The sequence below is a fragment of the Methylobacterium longum genome, assembly GCF_022179385.1.
Taxonomy (GTDB): domain Bacteria; phylum Pseudomonadota; class Alphaproteobacteria; order Rhizobiales; family Beijerinckiaceae; genus Methylobacterium; species Methylobacterium longum.
Genome location: NZ_BPQS01000001.1, coordinates 260,943 through 281,574, shown reverse-complemented (window position 1 = coordinate 281,574; position 20,632 = coordinate 260,943). Strand labels below are relative to the sequence as shown.

Here is a 20,632-nt window from a genome sequence, read left to right as displayed (position 1 = left end):
TGCCAAGGAGCTTCACGATGCCCCTCCCCGCCGATGTCGCCGTTCCAGACAGCTCGCTCGCCCGCGCGATCACCGAATTCGTCCGCGATACCGAGACCGCGCTGCTCTTCAACCATTCGAGCCGCGTCTATCAGTTCGGCGCGCTGGCCGGTCTGCACCGCGGCCTGACCTTCGACCGCGAGCTGCTCTATGCGGGCGCCATGTTCCACGACCTCGGCCTGATGCCGGACCACAGCAGCGCGGAGGAGCGCTTCGAGGTGGACGGCGCCGACGCCGCCCGCGCCTTCCTGACGGCGCACGGCGTGCCGGTGGCGGATGTCGACATCGTCTGGACGGCCATCGCGCTCCACACCACGCCCGGCATCCCGGTCCACATGCATCCGGTGGTGGCGCTGGTCACGGCCGGCGTCGAGATGGACGTGCTCGGCCTGACCTACGGCCGGTATTCGGCCGCCGAGCGCGAGGCGGTCGTCTCCGCCTTCCCCCGCACGCCGGATTTCAAGGAGGATATCATCCAGGCCTTCTACGACGGCGTCCGGCACAAGCCGGGCACCACCTTCGGCAACGTGAAGGCCGACGTCATCGCCGACAGGGAGCCGGGCTTCCGCCGGGAGAACTTCTGCAGCGTGATCCGAGCCTCGCGCTGGGCCGGCGGCGCGCATGAGCCGGGCTGCGGCTGCGGCCAGCACGGCTGAGGCGCATCGGGGGCCAAGCTCCCCTGGACTGGAACTCCTGGCCCTCGCGGCGGATCGGCTGGCCGTGACCCTCAGGCCGGCTTGTCCGGGGTCCCGCCGTCCATCCGGGGCGAACTGCGCTCGCCGAGCGGGCGCTCCTCCATGAGCGCCAGGAATGCGAAGGCCGCCAGGAGTCCCAGGCAGGCAGCCGCGAACACGTACCGGAAGGTCAGGGCGAGCTGCGCCGGGTCGGCGCCACGGATCAGGCTCTCCACGTCGTGACCCCCCGTGCCATCCGCTGCGCCGCCGAGCACGATTGTGCCGAAGGCCGCCACGATCAGCGCCCCCCCGAGGGACCGGAAGAAGTTCATCGAGGCGGTGGCGATCCCGAGCTGGGGCCGCGCCACCGCGTTCTGGATCGCGATGGTGGAGAGCGGCAGGATCGTCCCGATCCCCATCGAGAGCAGCGCGAACAGCAGCTCCATCAGCCAGAAGGGCAGGGCCCGACCCTGCCAGGCGATCACGGTGCAGCAGGCGAGGCTGACGCTCATCATCGCCAGCGGCACGCGCTTGTAGTGCCGGAAATGGATCATCGACCGGCCCGACAGGGTGGCGCCCGTGACGGTCCCGATCATCAGCGGCACGAGCGCCACGCCGGACTCGCTCGCCGAGAGGCCGATCACCCCTTCGAGGAAGATCGGCACGTAGATGGTCAGCCCGATGAAGGTGCCCATGGCGAAGCAGGCGGCCAGCGTCGCGCTGTAGACCACTTGGTTCCTGAGCACCTCGGTGGGGATCAGCGGCTCGGCCGCCGTGGCGAGCCGCGCCGCGAAGCCGGCCCCCAGCAACGCCGCCAGGGCGAGGAGGCCCAGGACCGGCGCGGAACTCCACGGGTAGCGCACGCCGCCCCAGCTCAGGGCCAGCAGCAGGGCGATCGAGCCCGAGACCATCAGGGCGGCCCCGGGCCAGTCCAGCCGGTGCTGGCGGTCGTGGCGCGGCAGGCGCTTGAGGTTGGCGTTGGTCAGCGCGAAGGCCAGGATGCCGACCGGCAGGTTGATCCAGAAGATCAGCGACCAGTGCAGGTGCTGGGCGAAGAAGCCCCCGAGCAGCGGTCCCGCCACCGAGGCGGCCACGAACACGCCCGCGATCACCACTTGGTAGCGCGCCCGCTCCTTGGGCGCCATGATGTCGGCCAGGATGGTCTGCGCGAGGGCGATCAGCCCGCCGCCGCCGATGCCCTGGAGGCCCCGGGCGAGCGCCAGCGTCACCATCGTGGGGGCGAGCGCGCAGGCGAGCGACCCGACCACGAAGGTCGCGATGGCGATCAGCAGCATGATCCGCCGGCCGTGGATGTCGCTCAGCTTTCCGTAGAGCGGGGTCACCGCCGTGGAGGCCAGCAGGTAGGCGGTGACGATCCAGGGGAGGTTGGCGGCGTCGCCGAGGTCGAGACCGATCGTCGGCATGGCGGTCGCCACGATGGTCTGGTCGAGGGCCGCGAGCAGCATCGCGGTCATCAACCCGAAGACGATGGAGCGGATCTCGCTGTCGCTGAGGCGGGTCTGCGGGGCGCCCGGCTGCGTCTTGGCCGGCGCCTGGATCTCGGTGAGGGCGACGGGAGTGGCGACGGGACTGGCGACGGGATTGGCCACGTGTCGGGGAGCCTTTGATCCGGGCCGTGCCTGCCGAGCATCCGGGACGGACGGGGCTTGGGGCGGCTTGGGGAGGTGCGCGCTTGGACCGCGGACGCCTGCCGGGCCGCCGATATCCGCGGGGGCCGGGATCGGAGCGGCCCTGCGTTCGGGCACGGGCGGTCCTTAGCGCAACGCCGGAGGACAGCCCATGGTGCCCGGCGCCGATCCGGCCTTCGCCCTTGACAGACGGCGCCGGCCTGTCGCTCTCCCGGCGGATGCCGGATGACAGGGATGAGTTGGCCATCGTGGGCGGCGGCCCCGCCGGGCTCGCGGCCGCCGAGGTGCTGGCCGAGGCCGGGCGCGGGGTTACGGTCTACGAGCGGATGCCCTCCGTCGCCCGCAAGCTGCTGATCGCCGGGCGGGGCGGGCTCAACATCACCCACAGCGAGGAGCGGGCCGAGTTCCTCGCCCGCTACCACCCGCACGGTTGTCTCGACGCCGCCATCACGGCCTTCCCGCCCGACGCGCTGCGGGCCTGGTGCGCGGATCTGGGGGAGCCGACCTTCGTCGGATCGAGCGGGCGCGTCTTCCCGCAGAGCTTCAAGGCCTCGCCGCTGCTGCGGGCTTGGCTCGCCCGGCTCGACCGCCTCGGCGTCCGGATCCGCACCCGCTACCGGCTCACGGCCCTCGGCGACGCGCTGCACTTCGAGACCCCGGACGGCCCGCACGCGATCCGACCGCGCGCGACCCTGCTGGCGCTCGGCGGGGCGAGCTGGCCGAGGCTCGGCTCGGACGGGCGCTGGGTGCCACTCCTCGAAGGGCTCGGCGTGGCGGTGACGCCCCTGGAACCCGCCAATGGCGGGTTCGCGGCGGCGTGGTCCGATCGGTTCCGGGAGCGCTTTTCCGGCGCGCCGCTGAAGCGGGTGGCGCTCGCCTGCGCGGGAACGACGGTGCGCGGTGAGGCGGTGATCACGGACTCCGGCATCGAGGGCGGTGCGGTCTACGCCCTCTCGCGCGTCCTGCGGGACGCGATCGCCGCCCGCGGCAGCGCGCGGCTGATCGCGGACCTGCGCCCCGATCTGACCCGGGACGCCCTCGCCCGCCGCCTGTCCGGCGGCCGGCCCGGCGATTCGACGGCGACCCGGCTGCGCAAGGCCGCGGGGCTCTCCCCCGTGGCGGCGGGCCTCCTGCGCGAGGCGGCCGGCGTCCTCCCGACGGATCCCGCGGCGCTGGCCGGTCTGATCAAGGCCGCGCCGCTGACCCTCACGGCCTCCGCTCCGATCGAGCGGGCGATCTCGACGGCGGGTGGGGTCCGGCTCGACGCCCTCGACGGACGCGCGATGCTGCGCACCCGTCCCGGCCTGTTCCTGGCCGGCGAGATGCTGGACTGGGAGGCTCCCACCGGCGGCTACCTGCTCCAGGGCGCGTTCGCGGGCGGCCGGGCGGCCGCCGCCGGGATGCTCGATTGGCTGCGCGAGACCGGCGGCTGAGGGGCCGCCCTCAGGGCCGCGTGCAGAACCCGACGATCCCGGCCGCCTCCGCCGGGCAGCCGGCGCCCTCCCCCTCGTAGACCGGCGTGCCGGCCTTGAGGCAGCGGGCGGTGACCAGCATCTCCCCGGCCTCGCAGGTGATGGCGCAGCCGCCCGCGCAGTCGGACCTGCGCACCGGCCGCAAGGAGGCCCCGGCCTCCCCCTTCGGTCCCGGCATGCCCTGAGGCCCAACCCCGCCCCGCGGGCCCGGGGCGCCCTGAAGGCCCGCGGGGCCCGCCTCGCCCTTCGGGCCCGGGGCACCCTGAGAGCCGGCTGGCCCCTGCGGGCCGGCCTCCCCCTTCGGACCCGTCTCCCCTCTCGGACCGGCCTCGCCCCGAGGGCCCGCATCCCCCTTCGCTCCTGTATCCCCCTGCGGTCCCTGGTCCCCCTTCGATCCCTGGTCCCCCTTCGATCCCTGGTCCCCCTTGGCACCTGGCTCCCCGGGCGGCCCCCCGGCCCCCTGCGGTCCGGGTGGACCCGGAGGCCCCTCGGGGGCGCAGTTCGCCACCACCGCCTCGCGCTCGTCCGGCTCCGCTTTCAGCGTCACCACGCAGGTGGAGGGCCGGTACGGCAGCCGGAAGGTGAACCGCCCGCGCCGGTCGGCCTGGATCGAGATGTCCTCGTCCAGCACCACGATCGCGCCGGGCTTGCGCACGGAGCCTGAGATCCGCAGGTCGCCCGCCTCGATGCGCGCGTCGTAGACCATGATCGGCTGGCTCGGCGGTTGCGGGCGCCGTGGCCGGGCCGGCGCCGGCCGCGGCGCGGCGGACGGCGCCGGAGCCGCAATCCCCGGACTTTCCGGCTGCTGGGCGAGCGCCGTCCCCGAGAGGGCGATCAGGATCGTCAGGGTGAGGGCTGGGCGCATGCGCGGTCCATATCCGCCGCGTCACGCACGCGGCGCCGCGACATTGGTCTCGCCCCGCGAGCGCGGTCAACCGTGGCCGTGGGGACCGGAGGCGCCGCCCGATTCCACACGCGTCCACAACCATCCACAGGCCAAGCCGCTGCGCCAACGCGCGATTCCGGGACCTCGGCGAAACCGTTTGTGCGTGTTCCTGTTATGTTCCTATCGTCCGGCATGACCGGAGCCGACGAAGATGGGGCTGGACCCAGCGGACGACACCGAGCGGGCATCCGCGCGCGGCGATCCCCGGGCTCGGCTGGACGCCCTGCGGGCGCGCCTTGCGCCGCCGGCCAGCAGCCGGGGCCTGCGGCCTGTCCTGCCGCTGGGGCTCGCGGCCCTCGACCAACATCTGCCGGGCGGCGGTCTCGCCCTCGGGCCGCCCCACGAGATCGCCCCGGCCACCCCCGTGGACATGATCGCCGCCCTCGGCTTCGCCCTGGCGCTCTGCGCCCGCCAGCTCGCACGGGCATCCGAGGCGGCGCTGATCGCCGCCGCGCCCGGCCAGCCCCTGCCCTACGGACACGGCCTCGCGGGCCTCGGCCTCGATCCCACACGGCTGGTGCTGCTGGAGGCCGGCAGCGACGCGGAGGTGTTCCGCGCGCTGGAGGCGGCCCTGCATGCGGGCAGCCTCGCGGTGCTGATCGGCCTCCTGCGGGAGGGCCTGCCGCTGAAGCCGGGCCGACGCCTGCAACTCGCCGCGGAGGGGCCGGCGCCGCCGCTGCTGCTGATCCTGCGGCCGGCCGCGTGCGGGTTGCCCAACGGGGCCGCCACCCGCTGGCGGATCGCCGCGGCCCCGGCGGCGCGGGACCGGTTCGGAACCCTCGACAGGCCGCGCTGGCGGGCGCGGCTCGAACGCTGCCGCAACGGGCGGGGCGGAGACTGGCTTCTGGAGTGGGACCATGCCGCGCATCGTCTGCATCTGCCTGAGTCACTGGCCGGTGACGCGTCTGCGGCGGGCCGGTCTCGCGCCTGAGGGCGGACCGCTCGCGGTGGCGGCCGAGGGTCCCGGCGGCCTGCGGCTCCTGGCCCTCGACCCGGAGGCCCGCGCCCTGGGCCTGAACCCCGGCGAGCCCCTCGGCCGGGTCCGGGCGCGGATCGGCGTGCCGCTCCAAGTCTACCCCGCCGACCCGATGGCCGACCGGGAGGCCCTGCTCCGGCTCTGCCGCTGGGCCTCGGGCTACGCGCCCCTCGTGGCGCCGTTCGGTCCGGCCGAGGCGGCGGACGGGCTCTACATCGACGTCGACGGGGCGAGCCACCTGCGCGGCGGCGAGACGAACCTCGTCGCGGACTTGGCGGCCCGGCTCGCGCGGGGGGGCATTTCGGCCCGGATCGCCCTGGCCGACACGCCCGGTGCCGCCTTCGCCCTGGCCCGCCACGGCGAGGCCGACCGGACCGTCGTGGCACCGGGCGGGTCCGCGGAGGCCCTGCGGGGGCTACCCCTGGAGGCCCTGCGCCTCGATCCCGACATGGCCGCGGGCCTGCGGCGGCTCGGCTTGCGCCGGGTCGGCGAACTCGACGCCCTGCCGCGGGCCCCCCTCGCCCGCCGCTTCGGCGAGGCGCTGCTGCTGCGCCTCGATCAGGCCCTGGCCCGCCGGCCCGAACCCCTGGCGCCCCTGTCGGACGAGGCCGAGTATGCCGCCGCCCGCGGCTTCCTCGACCCGATCGGGCGGCAGTCGGACATCGTCCGGACCGCCCGGGACCTGATGGCGGAGATCGCGCCGCGTCTGGAGCGGGACGGGCTCGGCGCCTGTGCCCTGCGGCTCGCCCTCCACCGGGTCGACGGGGCGGTGCGCCCCCTCGATCTCGGCCTGTCGCGTCCCGAGCGCTGCCCCGAGCGCGTCGCCGCCCTGGTCTCTTTGCGCCTCGACAGGCTGGGGTCCGGCCTCGATGCCGGGTTCGGCTTCGAGACGGTGGCGCTCACCGTCACGGTGAGCGGGGCCATGCCGGCCCGCCAGACGGATCTCGGCACCGCGACCGCGGGGGACGGGGTCGGGATCCTGGCCGACGCCTTGGCGCAGCGCCTCGGGCGGGTGCTGCTGCGCCTGGAGCCGGAGGCGAGCCATCTTCCGGAGCGGGCTGACCGGAGCTGCCCCTGGATGGCAGACCCGGGACAGGGATCACCGCCGGACATGGCCGGTGGCCGGGCGCCGGCGTACCTCCCTCCCTCCCCCGCAGGGAAGCGAGGGAGGGCTCGTGCCAGCGCGTCCCCGGTCGCGTACCCGGTCACCCCACCCTGGCCCGACCACCTCCCGCCCCGGCCCCTGGTGCTGTTCCCCCGGGGCGAGGCCGCCCTCGACGTGCTCTCCACCGTGCCCGAGGGGCCGCCCCGGCGCTTCAGCTGGCGCGCCCAGGTGCATCGCGTCGCCCATGCCGAGGGGCCGGAGCGGATCGCCGCCGAATGGTGGCGCGAGCCCGGCGCGGAGCGCGATTATTACCGGGTCGAGTGCGAGGCCGGGCACCGGCTCTGGCTCTACCGCGACGGGCCGCACGGGCCCGACCGCCCGGCCGCGTGGTACGTCCACGGGCTGTTCGCGTGAGCGGCCCCGGACCCGACTACGCCGAGCTCGCCGTCACCACGAACTTCTCCTTCCTGCACGGCGCGTCGCACCCGCAGGAATACGTCGTGCAGGCCGGCGCCTACGGTCTCGCGGCGATCGGCATCGCCGACCGCAACAGCGTGGCCGGCGTGGTGCGGGCGCACGCGGCGGCGCGGGCACTCGAACCGGAGGGCACGGCGATCCGGATCCTGCCGGGGGTGCGCCTCGTCACCGAGGAGGGGTTCGAGGCCGTCACCTACCCGATGGACCGGGCGGCCTGGGGCCGCCTCTGCCGGCTGCTCACCTTGGGCAACCGGCGCGTGCGGAAGGGCGCGTGCCGCTTCTCCTTCGCGGAGATGCTGGACGCCGCAGAGGGGCAGATATTCATCGCCATGCCCCCGGCCCGGCGCCTGTCGGAGGGGTTCCGGGCGCGGCTGGAGGCGCTCGCCGCCGCGGCCCCCGGCCGGACCTTCCTCGGGGCCTGCCATGCGCGGCGCGGCGAAGAGCGGCGGCGCCTCGGGCTGCTCGCCGAGCTGGGCGCGGCCGTCGGCGCCCCGATGGTCGCGGTCTCGGACGCGCTCTACCACCATCCCGAGCGGCGCCCGCTCCAGGACGTGGTGGCGTGCATCCGCGCGGGGTGCCGGATCGGCGAGGCCGGTTACCGGCTGGAGGCCAATGCCGAGCGCCACCTCAAGCCCCCCGCCGAGATGGCGCGGCTGTTCGCCGACCATCCGGAAGCCCTCGCCCGCACCGGCGAGATCGCGCAGGCCTGCGAGTTCAGCCTCGCGCAGCTTCACTACGAGTATCCGGAGGAGCCGGTGCCCCCCGGGCGCACGCCGCAGGAATACTTGGAGGAGAAAACCTTCGAGCGGGCGCGCTGGCGCTACGCCGGCGACATCCCGGCCGCCGTCGCGGCGACGCTCCGCGAGGAGCTGCGGCTCATCGCCAAGATGGATTACGCCCGCTACTTCCTGACCCTGTTCGACGTGGTCGAGTTCGCCCGCGGCAAGGGCATCCTCTGCCAGGGCCGCGGCTCGGCGGCCAATTCCGCCGTGTGCTTCTGCCTCGGCATCACCGCGGTGGACCCGTCCAAGCACCGGCTGCTCTTCGCCCGCTTCATCTCGGAGAACCGGGGCGAGCCCCCCGACATCGACGTCGATTTCGAGCACGAGCGCCGCGAGGAGGTGATCCAGCACCTCTACGCCCGCTACGGCCGGGAGCGAGCCGCCCTCTGCGCCACGGTGATCCACTACCGCCCGCGCATGGCGATCCGCGAGGTCGGCAAGGTCCTCGGGCTGACCGAGGACGTGACCGCGGCGATCGCCGACACGGTCTGGGGCTCGTGGGGCACCGGCATGCCGGACCAGCACGTGCGCGAGGCCGGCCTCGATCCGGACAACCCCGCAATCCGGCAGGCCTTGGACCTCGCCCACCAGCTGATCGGCTTCCCCCGCCACCTGTCGCAGCATGTCGGCGGCTTCGTGCTCACCCGCGGGCGCCTCGACGAGACCGTGCCGGTGGGCAACGGCGCCATGGCGGACCGCACCTTCATCGAGTGGGACAAGGACGACATCGACGCGATCGGCCTGATGAAGGTCGACGTCCTGGCGCTCGGCATGCTGACCTGCCTCAAGCGCGGCCTCGATTTCCTGGAACGGGACCACGGCGTCACCTACGAGACCCTGGCCGACCTGCCCCAGGAGGACCCGGCCACCTACGCGATGCTGGCGAAGGCCGATTCCGTCGGCGTGTTCCAGGTCGAGAGCCGAGCGCAGATGTCGATGCTGCCCCGCCTCAAGCCGAAGGAATTCTACGACCTCGTGGTGCAGGTGGCGATCGTGCGCCCCGGCCCGATCCAGGGCGACATGGTCCACCCGTACCTGCGGCGGAGGTCGGGGGTGGAGCCGGTTGACTACCCCGCCCCGCATTCGGACCACGGCCCGGCCGACGAACTCAAGGAGGTCCTGCAGAGGACCTACGGGGTGCCGCTCTTCCAGGAGCACGCCATGCAGATCGCCATCACGGCGGCGGGCTTCACCCCGGCGGAGGCCGACGGCCTGCGCCGGGCGATGGCGACCTTCCGCCATGTCGGCTCGATCGGCGGCTTCGTGGAGAAGTTCGTCGGCGGCATGACCCGCCGGGGCTACCCGCAGGACTTCGCCGAGCGCTGCTTCGCGCAGATCCGGGGTTTCTCCACCTACGGCTTCCCGGAGAGCCACGCGGCGAGCTTCGCGCTCCTCGTCTACGCCTCGGCCTGGATGAAGTGCCGGCACCCCGACGTCTTCCTGGCCGCGATCCTCAACGCCCAGCCCATGGGCTTCTACCAGCCGGCCCAGCTCGTGCGCGACGCCCGCGCCCACGGGGTCGAGGTGCGGGGCGTCTGCGTCAACGCCAGCGACTGGGACTGCACCCTGGAGCCGGCCGGGGATCCCGCCTTGCACGCCGTGCGGATCGGCCTGCGGCAGGTGCGGGGCCTGCCCGAGGCCGCGATGCGCCGGCTCGTGCGGCTGCGGGCCAACGGCTATGGCAGCATCGAGGGCCTGCAGGCGTCCCTCGCCCTCCCCCGCAACGCCCTGGAGCGCCTGGCCGAGGCCGACGCGTTCCGCTCCCTCGGCCTCGACCGGCGGGCCGCCCTGTGGATGGTCCGGACCCTGGAGGGGACCTCGGCGCGCAAGGCCGCCAGGGCGGATGCGAGCGCGCGCCGGGCCCATCTCCTCGACGCGCCCCTGCCGCTCTTCGCGTGGCACGCCGATGACGGGCTGTTCCGGCACGAGCCGGCGGTGGATCTGCCGACCCTGGCTGCGTCCGAGGCGGTGGCCGAGGATTACGCCGCCACCGGCCTGTCGCTGCAGGGGCACCCGGTCGCCTTCTTCCGGGGGCGCCTCGCCCGGATCGGCGCGATCCCGGCCCGGGCGCATCTCGATCCCGCCCTGCCCCAGGGCGCCCGGGTCACGGTGGCGGGGCTCGTGCTGATCCGCCAGCGGCCGGGGACCGCCAAGGGCGTGGTCTTCCTGACCCTGGAGGACGAGACCGGCATCGCCAACGTGATCGTCTGGAAAACCACGTTCGAGGCCAACCGCCGGGCCGCCATGCAGGCCCGGTTCCTGGCCGTGCGCGGCCGGATCCAGCGGGCGGAGGGGGTGGTCCATCTCGTGGCCGAGGGGTTCCGCGATCTGACCGACGCGCTGCGCGACCTGCGCGCCGCCGGGATGAAGCTGCCCCCCGAGACCACTGATTTCGGCGTTCCCCCGGATCGGCGCCTGTATCCCAGCCGGGATTTCCACTGAGCCGGCGGGGCTCGGGAAGAGCCGTTCCGGAGTCCTGTCCGGGGGCGTTCGCCCCGGGCCCGACGGGCCTCGCGTCAGGGCCGGCGCCGCACGCGCTGCGGCGTTCTGTCAACCGAAAACGAGCCGTCAAGCCGATTGCCCCTGAACCCATTCCGTGAATCGGTCGTTGGAGTTGCCAATCACGTAAGCGCAACCACAAGCCGATTGCCGGAGGTGACGAACGCCGGGCACGGAAGAGCAGGTTCGATGGAACAGCCCGACGCTTGGCATCAGACGGACCGGCTCGACGCCGAGCAGGGCAAGGGCGATCCGTTCGCCGCCGCGGTCCGCGCGACCCGTATGGCGATGATCATCACCAATCCGCGCCTGCACGACAACCCGATCGTCTTCGCCAACGACGCCTTCCTGCGGATGTCCGGCTACGACCGCAGCGAGGTGCTCGGCCGCAACTGCCGCTTCCTCCAGGGGGAGCACACCGACCGCGGGTCCGTGGCGCTGATCCGCGAGGCGGTCGAGGCGCGGACCGACATCGCGATCGACGTGCTGAACTACCAGAAGGACGGGACGCCGTTCTGGAACGCGCTGTATCTCAGCCCCGTTGTCAACGAGGCCGGCGAGGTGCTGTTCTTCTTCGCCTCGCAGCTCGACGTCACCGACCGCATCGACGCGCACCTGCGGGTGCAGCAGGAGAAGGATCACTTCGAGGCCGAGGTCGCCCGCCGGACCCGCGACCTGACCGAGGCCCTGGCCACGCAGACCATGCTGGTCCACGAGGTCGATCACCGGGTCAAGAACAACCTCCAGATGATTGCGGCGCTCCTGTCCATGCAGACCCGGGCGATCACCGATCCCGCCGCCCGCACCGCCATGGAGGCCATGCTGACCCGGGTGGAGGCCCTGGGCACGGTCCACCGCCGGCTCTATCAGTCCAACAACGTCGAGCGGTTCGACGTGGCCGAGTTCGCCCGCGACCTCGCCACCGATCTGGTCCGCGGCTCGGGTACCGACCGCATCCGCCTGCACCTGGACCTGGAGGCGGTGGAGATCCCGGTGAGCAAGGCACCCCCGGTGGCGCTGATGATGAACGAGCTGATCACCAACGCCCTCAAGCACGCCTTTCCGGACGACCGCGCCGGCCGTCTCTCCGTGACGGTGGCGCCGGACGACACGTACTTCACCATCCGGATCGCCGATGACGGCGTCGGCATGCCCGTCCAAGTGATGGAGCACCGCTCCTTCGGCAAACGGCTGATCGGCACCCTGTGCCGCCAGCTGAGCGCCAGCATCGCCTGGCAGGCCAACGATCCGGGGACCGTCGTCAACGTCCGCTTGCCGCGCGAGATGGCCGGCAGTCTGGAGGCATCGTGAGCGAGCCGCTGCGCATCCTCGTGGTCGAGGACGAGGCCCTCATCCTGATGCAGATCGAGATGATGCTGGAGGAGGCGGGCCACCGCGTCGTGGGGACGGCCGTGACCGCCCGCGAGGCCATCGCGCTGATCCCCGAGACCAGGCCCGAACTGGTGCTGATCGATCTGCGCCTCGGCGACGGCTCCTCGGGCATCGACGTGGCGCATGCCGTGCGCGACCTCGGCGGCATCACGGCCGCGTTCATGACCGCCAACGCCCGCGCGATCCCCGAGGACATGGAGGGCGCCACCGCGGTGATCGCCAAGCCCTTCTCCGACACGGTGCTGGGCGCGTCCCTGGCCTATCTCAAGGATTGCGTGCGCCGGCCGCCCCCGGGGGCGGAGGTGCCCTCGGGCATGCGCGTCGCCCCGAATTGGCTGGCGAGCTTCGCCGAGATGCGGGCCTGACCCCTCGACAGGCTTGGCGCCCCGCGTAGAGTGCGCCCATGTCAAGCTTCGCCGTCCAGCGCCTCGTCCTCGCCGCCCTCGCGGGCCTGCCGCTCCTGGCGCTGCTGGCGCTCCCAGCCGGGGCCGATACCTGCGACGACCTCGCCCGCCAGATCGCGGGCGCCATCGGCGGCAAGGTCGGCAAGCGCGCGGGCCCGAGCATCGACATCCGCGTGGCCGGCCCGATCAAGCTCGACGTGACCTGCCGGGCCGAGCCGATCGTGCAGGCGACCTCCGCCGAGCCGTCCCCCTCGCCGACCTTCTTCCGCGACCTCTCGATGGCCTCCGAGATCCTGACCGGCGAGGCCGCCGCGACCGTCGAGCCGATCATCGCGAACGCCTACCGGACCTCGCTGTCGGAGCGGCGCAAGTCGTTCATCCAGCAGAACGGCTGGTCGGCCTCCTGCTACACGGACCCGGGCAGCACCACGATGCGCACCCTGTGCTCGGTGGGCCGGATTCCGCCGGGCTAGGCGCCCGACCGGCGGGCCCGTCGACGCGGCCTGGACGGCCCACGCCGATCGTCGCCGTCCCGCATCGCCGCGCGCGACGACGGGGCGGCGTCCCCCGCCGAGCGCCGCGGCGCGCCGTTCAATACTCGATCACGTCCTCGAGCGCGTAGTGCTTCACGGTCTTCCGGTTGGCGATCAGCTCGTCCACGGTCGGCTCGCCCTTGAGGGCGCGGGCGATGGCGAGCTTCGTCGCCTCGTAGTTGGTCCGGTAGAGGTCCTTCTGGTCGAGGCTGTCGTCCTCGGCGCAGCGCGGGTCGAGCCAGATCATGATGATCATGCAGAGCTCGTCGAGCCCGTCCCGCGGCAGCACGCCCTCGATGATGCAATCGACGATCGCATCGCCGGTGGCCGCCTGGACCACGCCGCCGAGCAGTTCGACGTACTCGGCCGTGTGGATGGTGGCCTTGGTGGTCATCATCGTGGCCGGGCGCACCAGCTGATTGAGGTCGCGCACCACGAACATCCGGGTGTGGCCCTGCACCTGCCCCATCATCGACGCGAAGGCCTGGCCCACGGGCCCGCGCACCGAGCCGATCAGCACCTCCGGCATCGCGTCGGTGTACTGGCCCTCCGCCGCCAGCACCGTGGCTTCGCCCGTGCGGAACCAGATCTCTTGCATGTTCGAACTCCACCTGATCGGAGCCCGCGGGAGACATCATCGCGCCGTCCGCGTCAATCGGCTCAGAGCAGGCCGATCCCGTCGAGCACGCCGACCAGCGCGAACGCGACGGTCACCCCGGAGATGGTGTAGACCACCCACTTGTAGGCCCCGTCCACGCGTTGCCCCTCCGGCAGGGCGCGGGTGGCCAGCAGGATCAGCAGGCCGAGCGCCAGCGGCAGGAGCAGCGCGTTCATCACCTCTACGGCGATGTTGAGCGCCACGAGATTCGGCACGAGCTGGACGGCGACCGCCCCCGCGGCGACCACGAGCGCGAAGGCGCCATAGAAGGCCGGCGCCTCCCGGGGGGACTGCTCCAGGGAATGGGGCTTGCCGGTCACGTCGCCGAAGCCCCAGGCCAGCGCCAGGGCCACGACGTTCAGCGCCACGAAGGCGGCCGCGATGATGCCCACCCCGAACACCACCTGTCCAAGCCACGGACCCAGCGCCGGCGTGAAGGCCCCCGCGAGGTCGCCGACCGTCTCCAGACCGGCCTCGCTGCCCCGCCCGGCCTTGCCGATCGTGGCCGCGGCCGCGATCAGGATCGCCCCCATCACGCCTTGCGAGATCACCGCGCCCGCGAGGGTGTCGAGCCGCAGGCGCCTGGCGTGCGCCCATCCGAGGCCTTTGTCGACGATCGCCGATTGCTGGTAGAAGATCATCCACGGCATGATCACCGCGCCGATATTGGCGGCGATCAGCACCCGGTACCGCCCGTCGCCCAGCGGCATGTGCCCGAAGGAGGCGACGATCTCCCCCGCGTCCGGCCGTGCCGCGACGGCGAGGCCGATGAAGACCAGTTCGAACAGGCCCACCGCGATCGCCACCGCCTCGACGCGCCGGTAGCTCCCGGTGAACACCAGACCGAGCAGCAGAGCGGCCGGCAGCCCCAGGCTGACGAGGCGCGGCACGCCGAACAGGTCGCCGATCCCGGCGATGCCGGAGAATTCCGTGACGATGGCGCCGACCCCGGCGACCACGAGGCCGCCGTAGGAGATCCAGGCCCAGGCCGGACCGTAATGCGCCCGGATCAGCTCTCCGTGGCCGCGGCCGGTAGCGGTCCCCAGCCGGACCGTCAGTTCCTGGACGACGTAGAGGATCGGCACCAGCAGGATCTGGAGGAGCAACAGCGAGTAGCCCCAGCGCGCGCCGCTCTGGGCCGCGGTGATCAGGCTCCCGACATCCGTATCGGCGAGCATCACCACCAGTCCAGGGCCGGCGGCCTTGAGGAACGCGGACAGGCGAGGCAGGGAAGCGCTGGGCACGGCTCGGGAACAGTCCCGGGTGCGGGCAGTTCCGGCGCGCGGCTGCGGCGTTTTCCCGGAACGTGCGGGAGGAGAGGGCCATGGCGGAGAGCGCGGATCGGGGCGGTGGCTGGAGTCTGCAGGCGAGCGCCGTGCCCGACGGGGTGCGCCTGGAACTCGCGCTGTCCGATCTCGGGGGCGGCCCCGTCACCGCCGCGATCATCCTGGACCGGGCCGAGGCCCGCGCCTTCGCCCGGGCCCTGCTGGCGGCGGCTGGCGACGCGGCCGAGCGCACCTTTCCGAAACCGGGGACCTGAGCCGGATCAGCGCTGGATCAGGCCCGGATTGCGGCCCGGCAACCGCGGGACCACCGTGCCGCGCTTCTCGACCGGCCCGTCGCACGCGTAGGCGAATTCGGACTTCAGCGCGTCGAACACGGTCTCGCCGGTGATCCGGCACTCCTCCCGCACGGTCTCGTCGAGATAGGCGCGGGCGGCGGTGCGGAAGCGCGTCACCCGGGTCGCTCCCGGCTCGGGGTCGATCCGCGCCTCACTCAGGTTGCAGCCGGCATACTCGCGCAGGGTGTTCGAGACGATCAGCATCCGGCGCAGTTGCCGGTTGTCGTAGACCTCGTAGGGTTCCTTGCAGCCGATCGTCACCACCTGAGGGGTCAGCGCGACGTAGTTCCGCGAGATGTAGGAGAACCCGGTGGTGCACCCTGCGAGCGCAAGACCGAGGGCGATCAGGCCGAGGGGCAGCAGAGCTGCGGGTCGTCGCATCCTCGTCATCCCAGCCTGATCCCGGCCGCGCCCCGGCTTCTTCCCCTCCGGCGGGCGGCGGTGTGCATTGAAACGGCTCCGCTTGCGCCGTCAATGCGTTTCTGGCCCGGATGCGCCCGCGGCGACGCGAGCGTGGCCATAACTCTCTTGCGGAACACTTGCGGAACGTTTAACGTGTTCGTGATTTGTTTCCGAGACCGCCACGAGGCGGTCCACAAGCCGCGAGGCCCCATCAATGCTCACGCGCAAGCAGCTGGACCTCCTGCGCTTCATCCAGAACCGCATGCAGGAATGCGGCGTCCCGCCGTCCTTCGACGAGATGAAGGACGCCCTCGACCTGAAGTCGAAGTCGGGCATCCACCGGCTGATCACCGCCTTGGAGGAGCGTGGCTTCCTCCGGCGCCTCCCGAATCGGGCGCGGGCCATCGAGGTGATCCGCATTCCCGAGAGCCTGACCCAGGCGGCTCCGGTCCAGCCCCCCGCCGCCGAGCCGCGCCGCTTCACCCCGAGCGTGGTGGAAGGCGGCAAGTCCAAGCAGGCGCCGCTCCCCGCCAATGCCCGGATGATCGACGAATCCGGCCGGGCCATCTCGATCCCCGTCATGGGCCGGATCGCGGCCGGTACGCCGGTCTCGGCGATCCAGAACCAGAGCCACGCCATCACCCTGTCGCCGGACTTCCTGGCCGGCGGCGAACACTATGCCCTGGAGGTGCGCGGCGACTCGATGGTCGAGGCCGGCATCCTCGACGGCGATCTGGTGGTGATCCGCAAGCAGGACACCGCCAATACCGGCGACATCATCGTGGCCCTGATCGACGACGAGGAGGCGACCCTCAAGCGCCTGCGCCGCCGCGGCTCCTCCATCGCGCTCGAGGCTGCCAATCCGGCCTACGAGACCCGAGTCCTCGGGCCGGATCGGGTCCAGATCCAGGGCCGTCTCGTGAGTCTCGTCCGCCGCTACTGAAGCGGCGCGGCCGGCGCGTCGCCGGGCCCGCTTCCGGCGCCCGCCCGGTCAGCGTCGGTGGGCGCGACAGAGTCATCCGCGCGGCTGCTGTCCGCCGCGGCGGTCATCGGCCGCTGCGGCGTCGGCCGCGGATCCGGGCGCAGTCGCCACGGCAGGCCCCGGTCGAGGCTGCGGGCATAGCGCGCGGTGAACCCCGCGGCCTCGGCCCTGAGGGCCACGGCGCCGCGTTCTGACAAAATCTTTCGGTCGATGACGAACGGGCCCGTGCAGGTCGGGGGCGCCGTGAGGCCGGTGATCAGCACCGCGGCGCGGGGGCAATCCTCGGCGAAGGCGCGCCGGTCCCGGATCAGCGCGACCGCCCGTCCGTCCGGCAGGCGCGCGGTGCATCCGAGCCGGTCGCAATGCCCGCCGCCGGTCGGGGCGGCCAGCGCGCCGGGGCGCCGCCCATCGCCGTCCGCCTTCAGCCACTGCTCCAACACGAACCCCGAGGGGCTGCCCAGCGCCGCGAGGCGGCCGTCCGGTCCGCGCACCGCAGCGCCGCCGCCCTGCCGGTCGACGTAGAGGTCGTAGCGATCCGGCAGGGCCGCGAGCCAGAGGCCCAGCAGGATGGGCGGCGCGGCGAGCCAGCGCAGGCGCGAGACCGGGAGCGTCGCCAGCAGGAGACCGGCGGTCAGCAGGATCAGCGCCGTTGTCCCGAAGGCAGGCAGCACGAGGGTGGCGCGCTCGAACCCGGCGATCCACTGCGCGATCGCCAGCATGCCGCCCACCGCCTGGCCCATCAGCCACCAGATCGGCCGGTCGAGGGCGAAGGGATAGGCGAGGCACCCGATCACCGCGGATGGCATCACCACCAGGGAGACGAGCGGCAGCGTCAGGGCGTTGCCCACCAGCCCGAACGGCTGGATCGTCTGGAAATGGTAGGTGGCGAAGGGCGCGGTGGCGACCTGGGCAACCAGGGTCGTGGCCAGGGTTCCGGTGATCGCCGAGAGGCCGGTGCCGACGAGCCGCCCGATGCGTCCTGCCCCGGGACGCACGAACAGCCGGCCGTCGATCAGCCGTGCGCAGGCGATCAGCCCGGCCACCGCCCCGAACGACATCTGGAAGCTCGGGCCGAGGAGACCCTCCGGCTCCCGGGCCAGGGCGACCAGGGCGGCGAGGGCGAGGTTGCGCATCGACAGCGCCGGCCGGTCCACCAGGATCGCGCCCAGCATGATCAGGGTCATGAACAGCGAGCGCTCGGCCGCGATGTCCCAGCCCGAGAAGGCGCAGTAAGCAGTGACGCCCAGCATGGCCAAGCCGGCCGCGATCTTCTTGATCGGCCAGACCAGCGCGCAATACGGCACCAGGGCGAGGACCGCCCGCACCAGCCAGAACACCACGCCGGCGGCCAGCACCATGTGCAGGCCGGAGATCGATACGACGTGGTAGATGCCGGCGGCGCGCAGCGCGTCGTTGGTCTCAGGCCCGATCAGGCCCCGCTTGCCGGTCACCAGGGCCGCCGCCACGGCTCCCGCCTGCCCGCCCTCGGCCTGTGCGATCCGGCGGGTCAGCGCGTTGCGCGCGTCGTCCAGCATCGCGGCGAGACGCAGGTGCAGGGGCGGCGGCTCGGTCGGCGCGCGGATCGAGACCGCGCCGACCAGCGAGCCCACCGCGCCGATCCCCTGGAAATAGGCGTCCCGGGCGAAATCGTAGCCGCCCGGCCGGGCGGCTTCCGGCGGCGGCAGCAGCCGGGCCGTGGCGGCCACGACGTCCCCGGGCCGCGGGATCGGTGTCCTGCGGAACGACACCCGCACCCGGGCGGGCCGTACCTCCGCCGCGAGGCCGGCGAAACTCTCCACCCGGATCAACAGCCGGGCTCCGACCTCGCGCTCGTCGAGGGCCTCGACCATGCCGACGAGCGGGCCGATGGTGATCCGTGGGAGGATCGGGGCGGCGACCTGCGAGACCCGCCAGGTCGCCGCCGCGAAGCCGAGGAACGCGGCCGCCATCCCCAAAGCCAGCGCCAGGGCGGCCGGCCGCGCGCCCAGGGCTGGGGCCGGCGCCAGGGCGAGGGCCGCGCCGACGAGGGGGGCGACCAGGATCGGCCTGCCGTCGGCCGCCACGAACTGGGCCAGGATGCCGGCTCCGAAGGCCACCGCCAGCCAGGGGAACAGCCGGCGCTGCTCGACCTCCCGGCGGATCCCCTCGGCCATCCAGCGGCGGATCGGCGCGAGGCTGGCGGGGAGCGCGGACGCGCGCGAGCCGGCCGGCGACACCGCGCTCCCCGCCAGCCTCGCGCCGATCCGCCGCATTGCCGCCGCATTGCCGCCGCCCCGCTGCGCGCGACCTCTCATCGGCGGCCGGGCGATTCCGCGGTCGATTCTTAACGCATCCGCCGGCCCGTGCTACAGCCGACGCTTCGTGCTACGGGCGCCCTGCCGAGCCCCCTCGCCGCTCCTCCGCCCTCCCGCGACCCTTCCCCGAACATACCGGACCGATGTCCTCAGCCGTCGTCACGCGCTTCGCGCCCTCGCCCACCGGCTACCTGCATATCGGCGGGGCCCGCACGGCGTTGTTCAACTGGCTCTATGCCCGCCACACCGGCGGCCGGATGCTGCTGCGCATCGAGGATACCGACCGCGAGCGCTCCACCAAGGGCGCGATCGACGCGATCCTCGACGGCCTGTCCTGGCTCGGCCTCGACTGGGACGGCGACGTGGTCTTCCAGTTCGCCCGCGCCGAGCGCCACCGGGCTGTGGCCGAGGCGCTGCTGGCCGCGGGCTGCGCCTACCATTGCTACGCCACCGCCGAAGAACTGGCGCAGATGCGGGAGACCGCCCGCGCCGAGGGGCGCCCGCCGCGCTACGACGGCCGCTGGCGCGACCGCGACCCGTCCGAGGCCCCCGCGGGGGTCAAGCCGGTGATCCGCCTGCGCGCGCCGACCGAGGGTGAGACCGTGGTCGAGGACGCCGTCCAGGGCCGGGTGACCTGGGCCAACAAGGACCTCGACGACCTCGTCCTGCTGCGCTCGGATGGGACGCCGACCTACATGCTCGCCGTCGTGGTCGACGATCACGACATGGGCGTCACGCAGGTCATCCGCGGCGACGACCACCTCACCAACGCGGCGCGCCAGACCCAGATCTTCTCCGCCCTCGGCTGGGACGTCCCGAAGATGGCCCACATCCCGCTGATCCACGGGGCCGACGGGGCCAAGCTGTCGAAGCGCCACGGGGCGCTCGGCGTCGAGGCCTACCGGGATCTCGGCTACCTGCCGGCGGCGCTGCGCAACTACCTCGTGCGGCTCGGCTGGAGCCACGGCGACCAAGAGGTCTTCACCACCGACGAGATGATCGCGGCCTTCGATCTCGGCGCGGTGGGGCGCTCGGCGGCGCGGTTCGACTTCGCCAAGCTCGCCAACGTCAACGGCCTCTACATCCGCACCAGCGCCGATGCCGACCTCGCGGCGGCGATCGAGACCATCCTGCCGAGCGTCGGACCGGAGCGCGGCCTGTCGGCGCCGCTTCCGGCCGACCTGAAGGACAAGCTCATCCAGGCCATGCCGGGCTTGAAGGAGCGGGCCAAGACGCTGATCGAGCTCCTCGACAGCGCCTATTACCTCTATGCCCAGCGTCCACTGGCCCTCGACGACAAGGCCCGTGCGCTCCTCTCCGACGAGGGCCGCGCCCGCCTCGCCGGGGTCCGGCCGGCGCTCGAGGCGCTGGCCGACTGGAGCGCAGCCTCGACCGAGGGCGCCGTGCGCCAGTACGCCGAGGCGGCCGGCTGCAAGCTCGGGCAGGTGGCCCAGCCCCTGCGGGCGGCGCTCACCGGCCGCACCACCTCCCCGCCCCTGTTCGACGTGATGGCGGTGCTCGGCCGGGACGAGACCCTGGCGCGGCTCGGTGATCAGGTGCCGCAGGGCTGAGCACGCCGCCATCCGGGCCGGTCAGGGGAACCGCGGATCGCGGCCCGGATTTCGCTTGGCGGAATCGGCGTTGCGAATTCCCTTGGCGTCGGGGTCCGGTTGTCACCGACCCCGTTGCTGCTGCAGTGCCGTTTGGGTAACCCATACCTGTGAGCA

At 73.0% G+C, this 20,632-nt stretch carries 17 protein-coding genes; 11 read left to right on the top strand and 6 right to left on the bottom strand.

What is annotated here, in order from left to right; translation table 11 throughout:
- Positions 1-17 precede the first annotated feature (17 nt).
- On the top strand, positions 18-695 hold the full coding sequence (locus MFF58_RS01245) for an HD domain-containing protein (protein WP_238284739.1): 678 nt from the start codon (positions 18-20) through the stop codon (positions 693-695).
- Between the two features lie 71 nt (positions 696-766).
- On the opposite strand, the gene MFF58_RS01240 is transcribed toward MFF58_RS01245, so the two are convergent.
- Positions 767-2,188 (bottom strand): MFS transporter, encoded by a 1,422-nt coding sequence (locus MFF58_RS01240; protein ID WP_494337830.1) that lies wholly within the window; start codon positions 2,186-2,188, stop codon positions 767-769.
- A 392-nt stretch (positions 2,189-2,580) separates the two neighbouring features.
- Here MFF58_RS01240 and MFF58_RS01235 point away from each other — a divergent pair, with 392 nt between their 5' ends.
- Complete coding sequence (locus MFF58_RS01235) at positions 2,581-3,795, top strand: TIGR03862 family flavoprotein (RefSeq protein WP_238284866.1); 1,215 nt, start codon at positions 2,581-2,583, stop codon at positions 3,793-3,795.
- 10 nt (positions 3,796-3,805) lie between these two features.
- On the opposite strand, the gene MFF58_RS01230 is transcribed toward MFF58_RS01235, so the two are convergent.
- The gene (locus tag MFF58_RS01230; RefSeq protein ID WP_238284738.1) at positions 3,806-4,699 is read right to left on the bottom strand and encodes a collagen-like domain-containing protein; all 894 of its coding nucleotides are present in this window, start codon (positions 4,697-4,699) and stop codon (positions 3,806-3,808) included.
- 232 nt (positions 4,700-4,931) lie between these two features.
- Between MFF58_RS01230 and MFF58_RS01225 the strand changes: the two genes are divergently transcribed.
- The 6 genes from MFF58_RS01225 to MFF58_RS01200 all read left to right on the top strand — a co-directional run bounded on the left by MFF58_RS01225 (position 4,932) and on the right by MFF58_RS01200 (position 12,888).
- A complete protein-coding gene (locus MFF58_RS01225; protein ID WP_238284737.1) occupies positions 4,932-5,711 on the top strand; it encodes an ImuA family protein in 780 nt (259 codons plus the stop codon).
- Entirely contained in the window at positions 5,638-7,275 is a 1,638-nt protein-coding gene (locus MFF58_RS01220) for a DUF6504 family protein (RefSeq protein WP_238284736.1), read from the top strand. The genes MFF58_RS01225 and MFF58_RS01220 overlap by 74 nt, the downstream gene beginning before the upstream one ends.
- Positions 7,272-10,562: an error-prone DNA polymerase gene (locus MFF58_RS01215; RefSeq protein WP_238284735.1), complete on the top strand. Its 3,291-nt coding sequence runs from the start codon at positions 7,272-7,274 to the stop codon at positions 10,560-10,562. Before MFF58_RS01220 ends, MFF58_RS01215 begins: the two co-directional genes overlap by 4 nt.
- 246 nt (positions 10,563-10,808) lie before the next feature.
- Complete coding sequence (locus tag MFF58_RS01210) at positions 10,809-11,930, top strand: histidine kinase dimerization/phosphoacceptor domain -containing protein (RefSeq protein ID WP_238284734.1); 1,122 nt, start codon at positions 10,809-10,811, stop codon at positions 11,928-11,930.
- Entirely contained in the window at positions 11,927-12,376 is a 450-nt protein-coding gene (locus MFF58_RS01205; protein WP_238284733.1) for a response regulator, read from the top strand. Before MFF58_RS01210 ends, MFF58_RS01205 begins: the two co-directional genes overlap by 4 nt.
- A gap of 38 nt (positions 12,377-12,414) precedes the next feature.
- Positions 12,415-12,888: a hypothetical protein gene (locus tag MFF58_RS01200; protein WP_238284732.1), complete on the top strand. Its 474-nt coding sequence runs from the start codon at positions 12,415-12,417 to the stop codon at positions 12,886-12,888.
- A 118-nt stretch (positions 12,889-13,006) separates the two neighbouring features.
- Here MFF58_RS01200 and fae read toward each other — a convergent pair whose 3' ends face one another.
- The gene (fae, locus tag MFF58_RS01195; protein WP_238284731.1) at positions 13,007-13,546 is read right to left on the bottom strand and encodes a formaldehyde-activating enzyme; all 540 of its coding nucleotides are present in this window, start codon (positions 13,544-13,546) and stop codon (positions 13,007-13,009) included.
- 62 nt (positions 13,547-13,608) lie between these two features.
- Complete coding sequence (locus MFF58_RS01190; protein ID WP_238284730.1) at positions 13,609-14,850, bottom strand: NRAMP family divalent metal transporter; 1,242 nt, start codon at positions 14,848-14,850, stop codon at positions 13,609-13,611.
- A gap of 80 nt (positions 14,851-14,930) precedes the next feature.
- Between MFF58_RS01190 and MFF58_RS01185 the strand changes: the two genes are divergently transcribed.
- Positions 14,931-15,146, top strand: coding sequence for a hypothetical protein (locus MFF58_RS01185; protein WP_238284729.1), 216 nt, complete (start codon positions 14,931-14,933; stop codon positions 15,144-15,146).
- A 6-nt stretch (positions 15,147-15,152) separates the two neighbouring features.
- Here MFF58_RS01185 and MFF58_RS01180 read toward each other — a convergent pair whose 3' ends face one another.
- Positions 15,153-15,608 carry a hypothetical protein gene (locus MFF58_RS01180; RefSeq protein WP_238284728.1) on the bottom strand — a complete coding sequence of 152 codons (456 nt, stop codon included), beginning with the start codon at positions 15,606-15,608 and terminating at the stop codon, positions 15,153-15,155.
- 235 nt (positions 15,609-15,843) lie between these two features.
- On the opposite strand from MFF58_RS01180, the gene lexA reads away from it, so the two are divergent.
- Positions 15,844-16,572, top strand: a complete 729-nt coding sequence (gene lexA, locus MFF58_RS01175; protein ID WP_238284727.1) for a transcriptional repressor LexA — start codon at positions 15,844-15,846, stop codon at positions 16,570-16,572.
- Here lexA and MFF58_RS01170 read toward each other — a convergent pair.
- Positions 16,566-18,863 (bottom strand): ComEC/Rec2 family competence protein, encoded by a 2,298-nt coding sequence (locus MFF58_RS01170; protein ID WP_238284865.1) that lies wholly within the window; start codon positions 18,861-18,863, stop codon positions 16,566-16,568. The genes lexA and MFF58_RS01170 overlap by 7 nt on opposite strands.
- A gap of 185 nt (positions 18,864-19,048) precedes the next feature.
- Here MFF58_RS01170 and gltX point away from each other — a divergent pair, with 185 nt between their 5' ends.
- Entirely contained in the window at positions 19,049-20,476 is a 1,428-nt protein-coding gene (gltX, locus tag MFF58_RS01165) for a glutamate--tRNA ligase (RefSeq protein ID WP_238284726.1), read from the top strand.
- The last annotated feature ends 156 nt before the right edge of the window (positions 20,477-20,632 follow it).

Coding starts and splice junctions, on each gene's coding strand:
- MFF58_RS01245 (WP_238284739.1), top strand. CDS start 18: ATGCCCCTCCCCGCCGATGTCGCCGTTCCAGACAGCTCGCTCGCCCGC.
- MFF58_RS01240 (WP_494337830.1), bottom strand. CDS start 2,188: ATGACCGCGATGCTGCTCGCGGCCCTCGACCAGACCATCGTGGCGACC.
- MFF58_RS01235 (WP_238284866.1), top strand. CDS start 2,581: ATGCCGGATGACAGGGATGAGTTGGCCATCGTGGGCGGCGGCCCCGCC.
- MFF58_RS01230 (WP_238284738.1), bottom strand. CDS start 4,699: ATGCGCCCAGCCCTCACCCTGACGATCCTGATCGCCCTCTCGGGGACG.
- MFF58_RS01225 (WP_238284737.1), top strand. CDS start 4,932: ATGGGGCTGGACCCAGCGGACGACACCGAGCGGGCATCCGCGCGCGGC.
- MFF58_RS01220 (WP_238284736.1), top strand. CDS start 5,638: ATGCCGCGCATCGTCTGCATCTGCCTGAGTCACTGGCCGGTGACGCGT.
- MFF58_RS01210 (WP_238284734.1), top strand. CDS start 10,809: ATGGAACAGCCCGACGCTTGGCATCAGACGGACCGGCTCGACGCCGAG.
- MFF58_RS01200 (WP_238284732.1), top strand. CDS start 12,415: ATGTCAAGCTTCGCCGTCCAGCGCCTCGTCCTCGCCGCCCTCGCGGGC.
- fae (WP_238284731.1), bottom strand. CDS start 13,546: ATGCAAGAGATCTGGTTCCGCACGGGCGAAGCCACGGTGCTGGCGGCG.
- MFF58_RS01185 (WP_238284729.1), top strand. CDS start 14,931: ATGGCGGAGAGCGCGGATCGGGGCGGTGGCTGGAGTCTGCAGGCGAGC.
- MFF58_RS01180 (WP_238284728.1), bottom strand. CDS start 15,608: ATGCGACGACCCGCAGCTCTGCTGCCCCTCGGCCTGATCGCCCTCGGT.
- lexA (WP_238284727.1), top strand. CDS start 15,844: ATGCTCACGCGCAAGCAGCTGGACCTCCTGCGCTTCATCCAGAACCGC.
- MFF58_RS01170 (WP_238284865.1), bottom strand. CDS start 18,863: ATGCGGCGGATCGGCGCGAGGCTGGCGGGGAGCGCGGTGTCGCCGGCC.
- gltX (WP_238284726.1), top strand. CDS start 19,049: ATGTCCTCAGCCGTCGTCACGCGCTTCGCGCCCTCGCCCACCGGCTAC.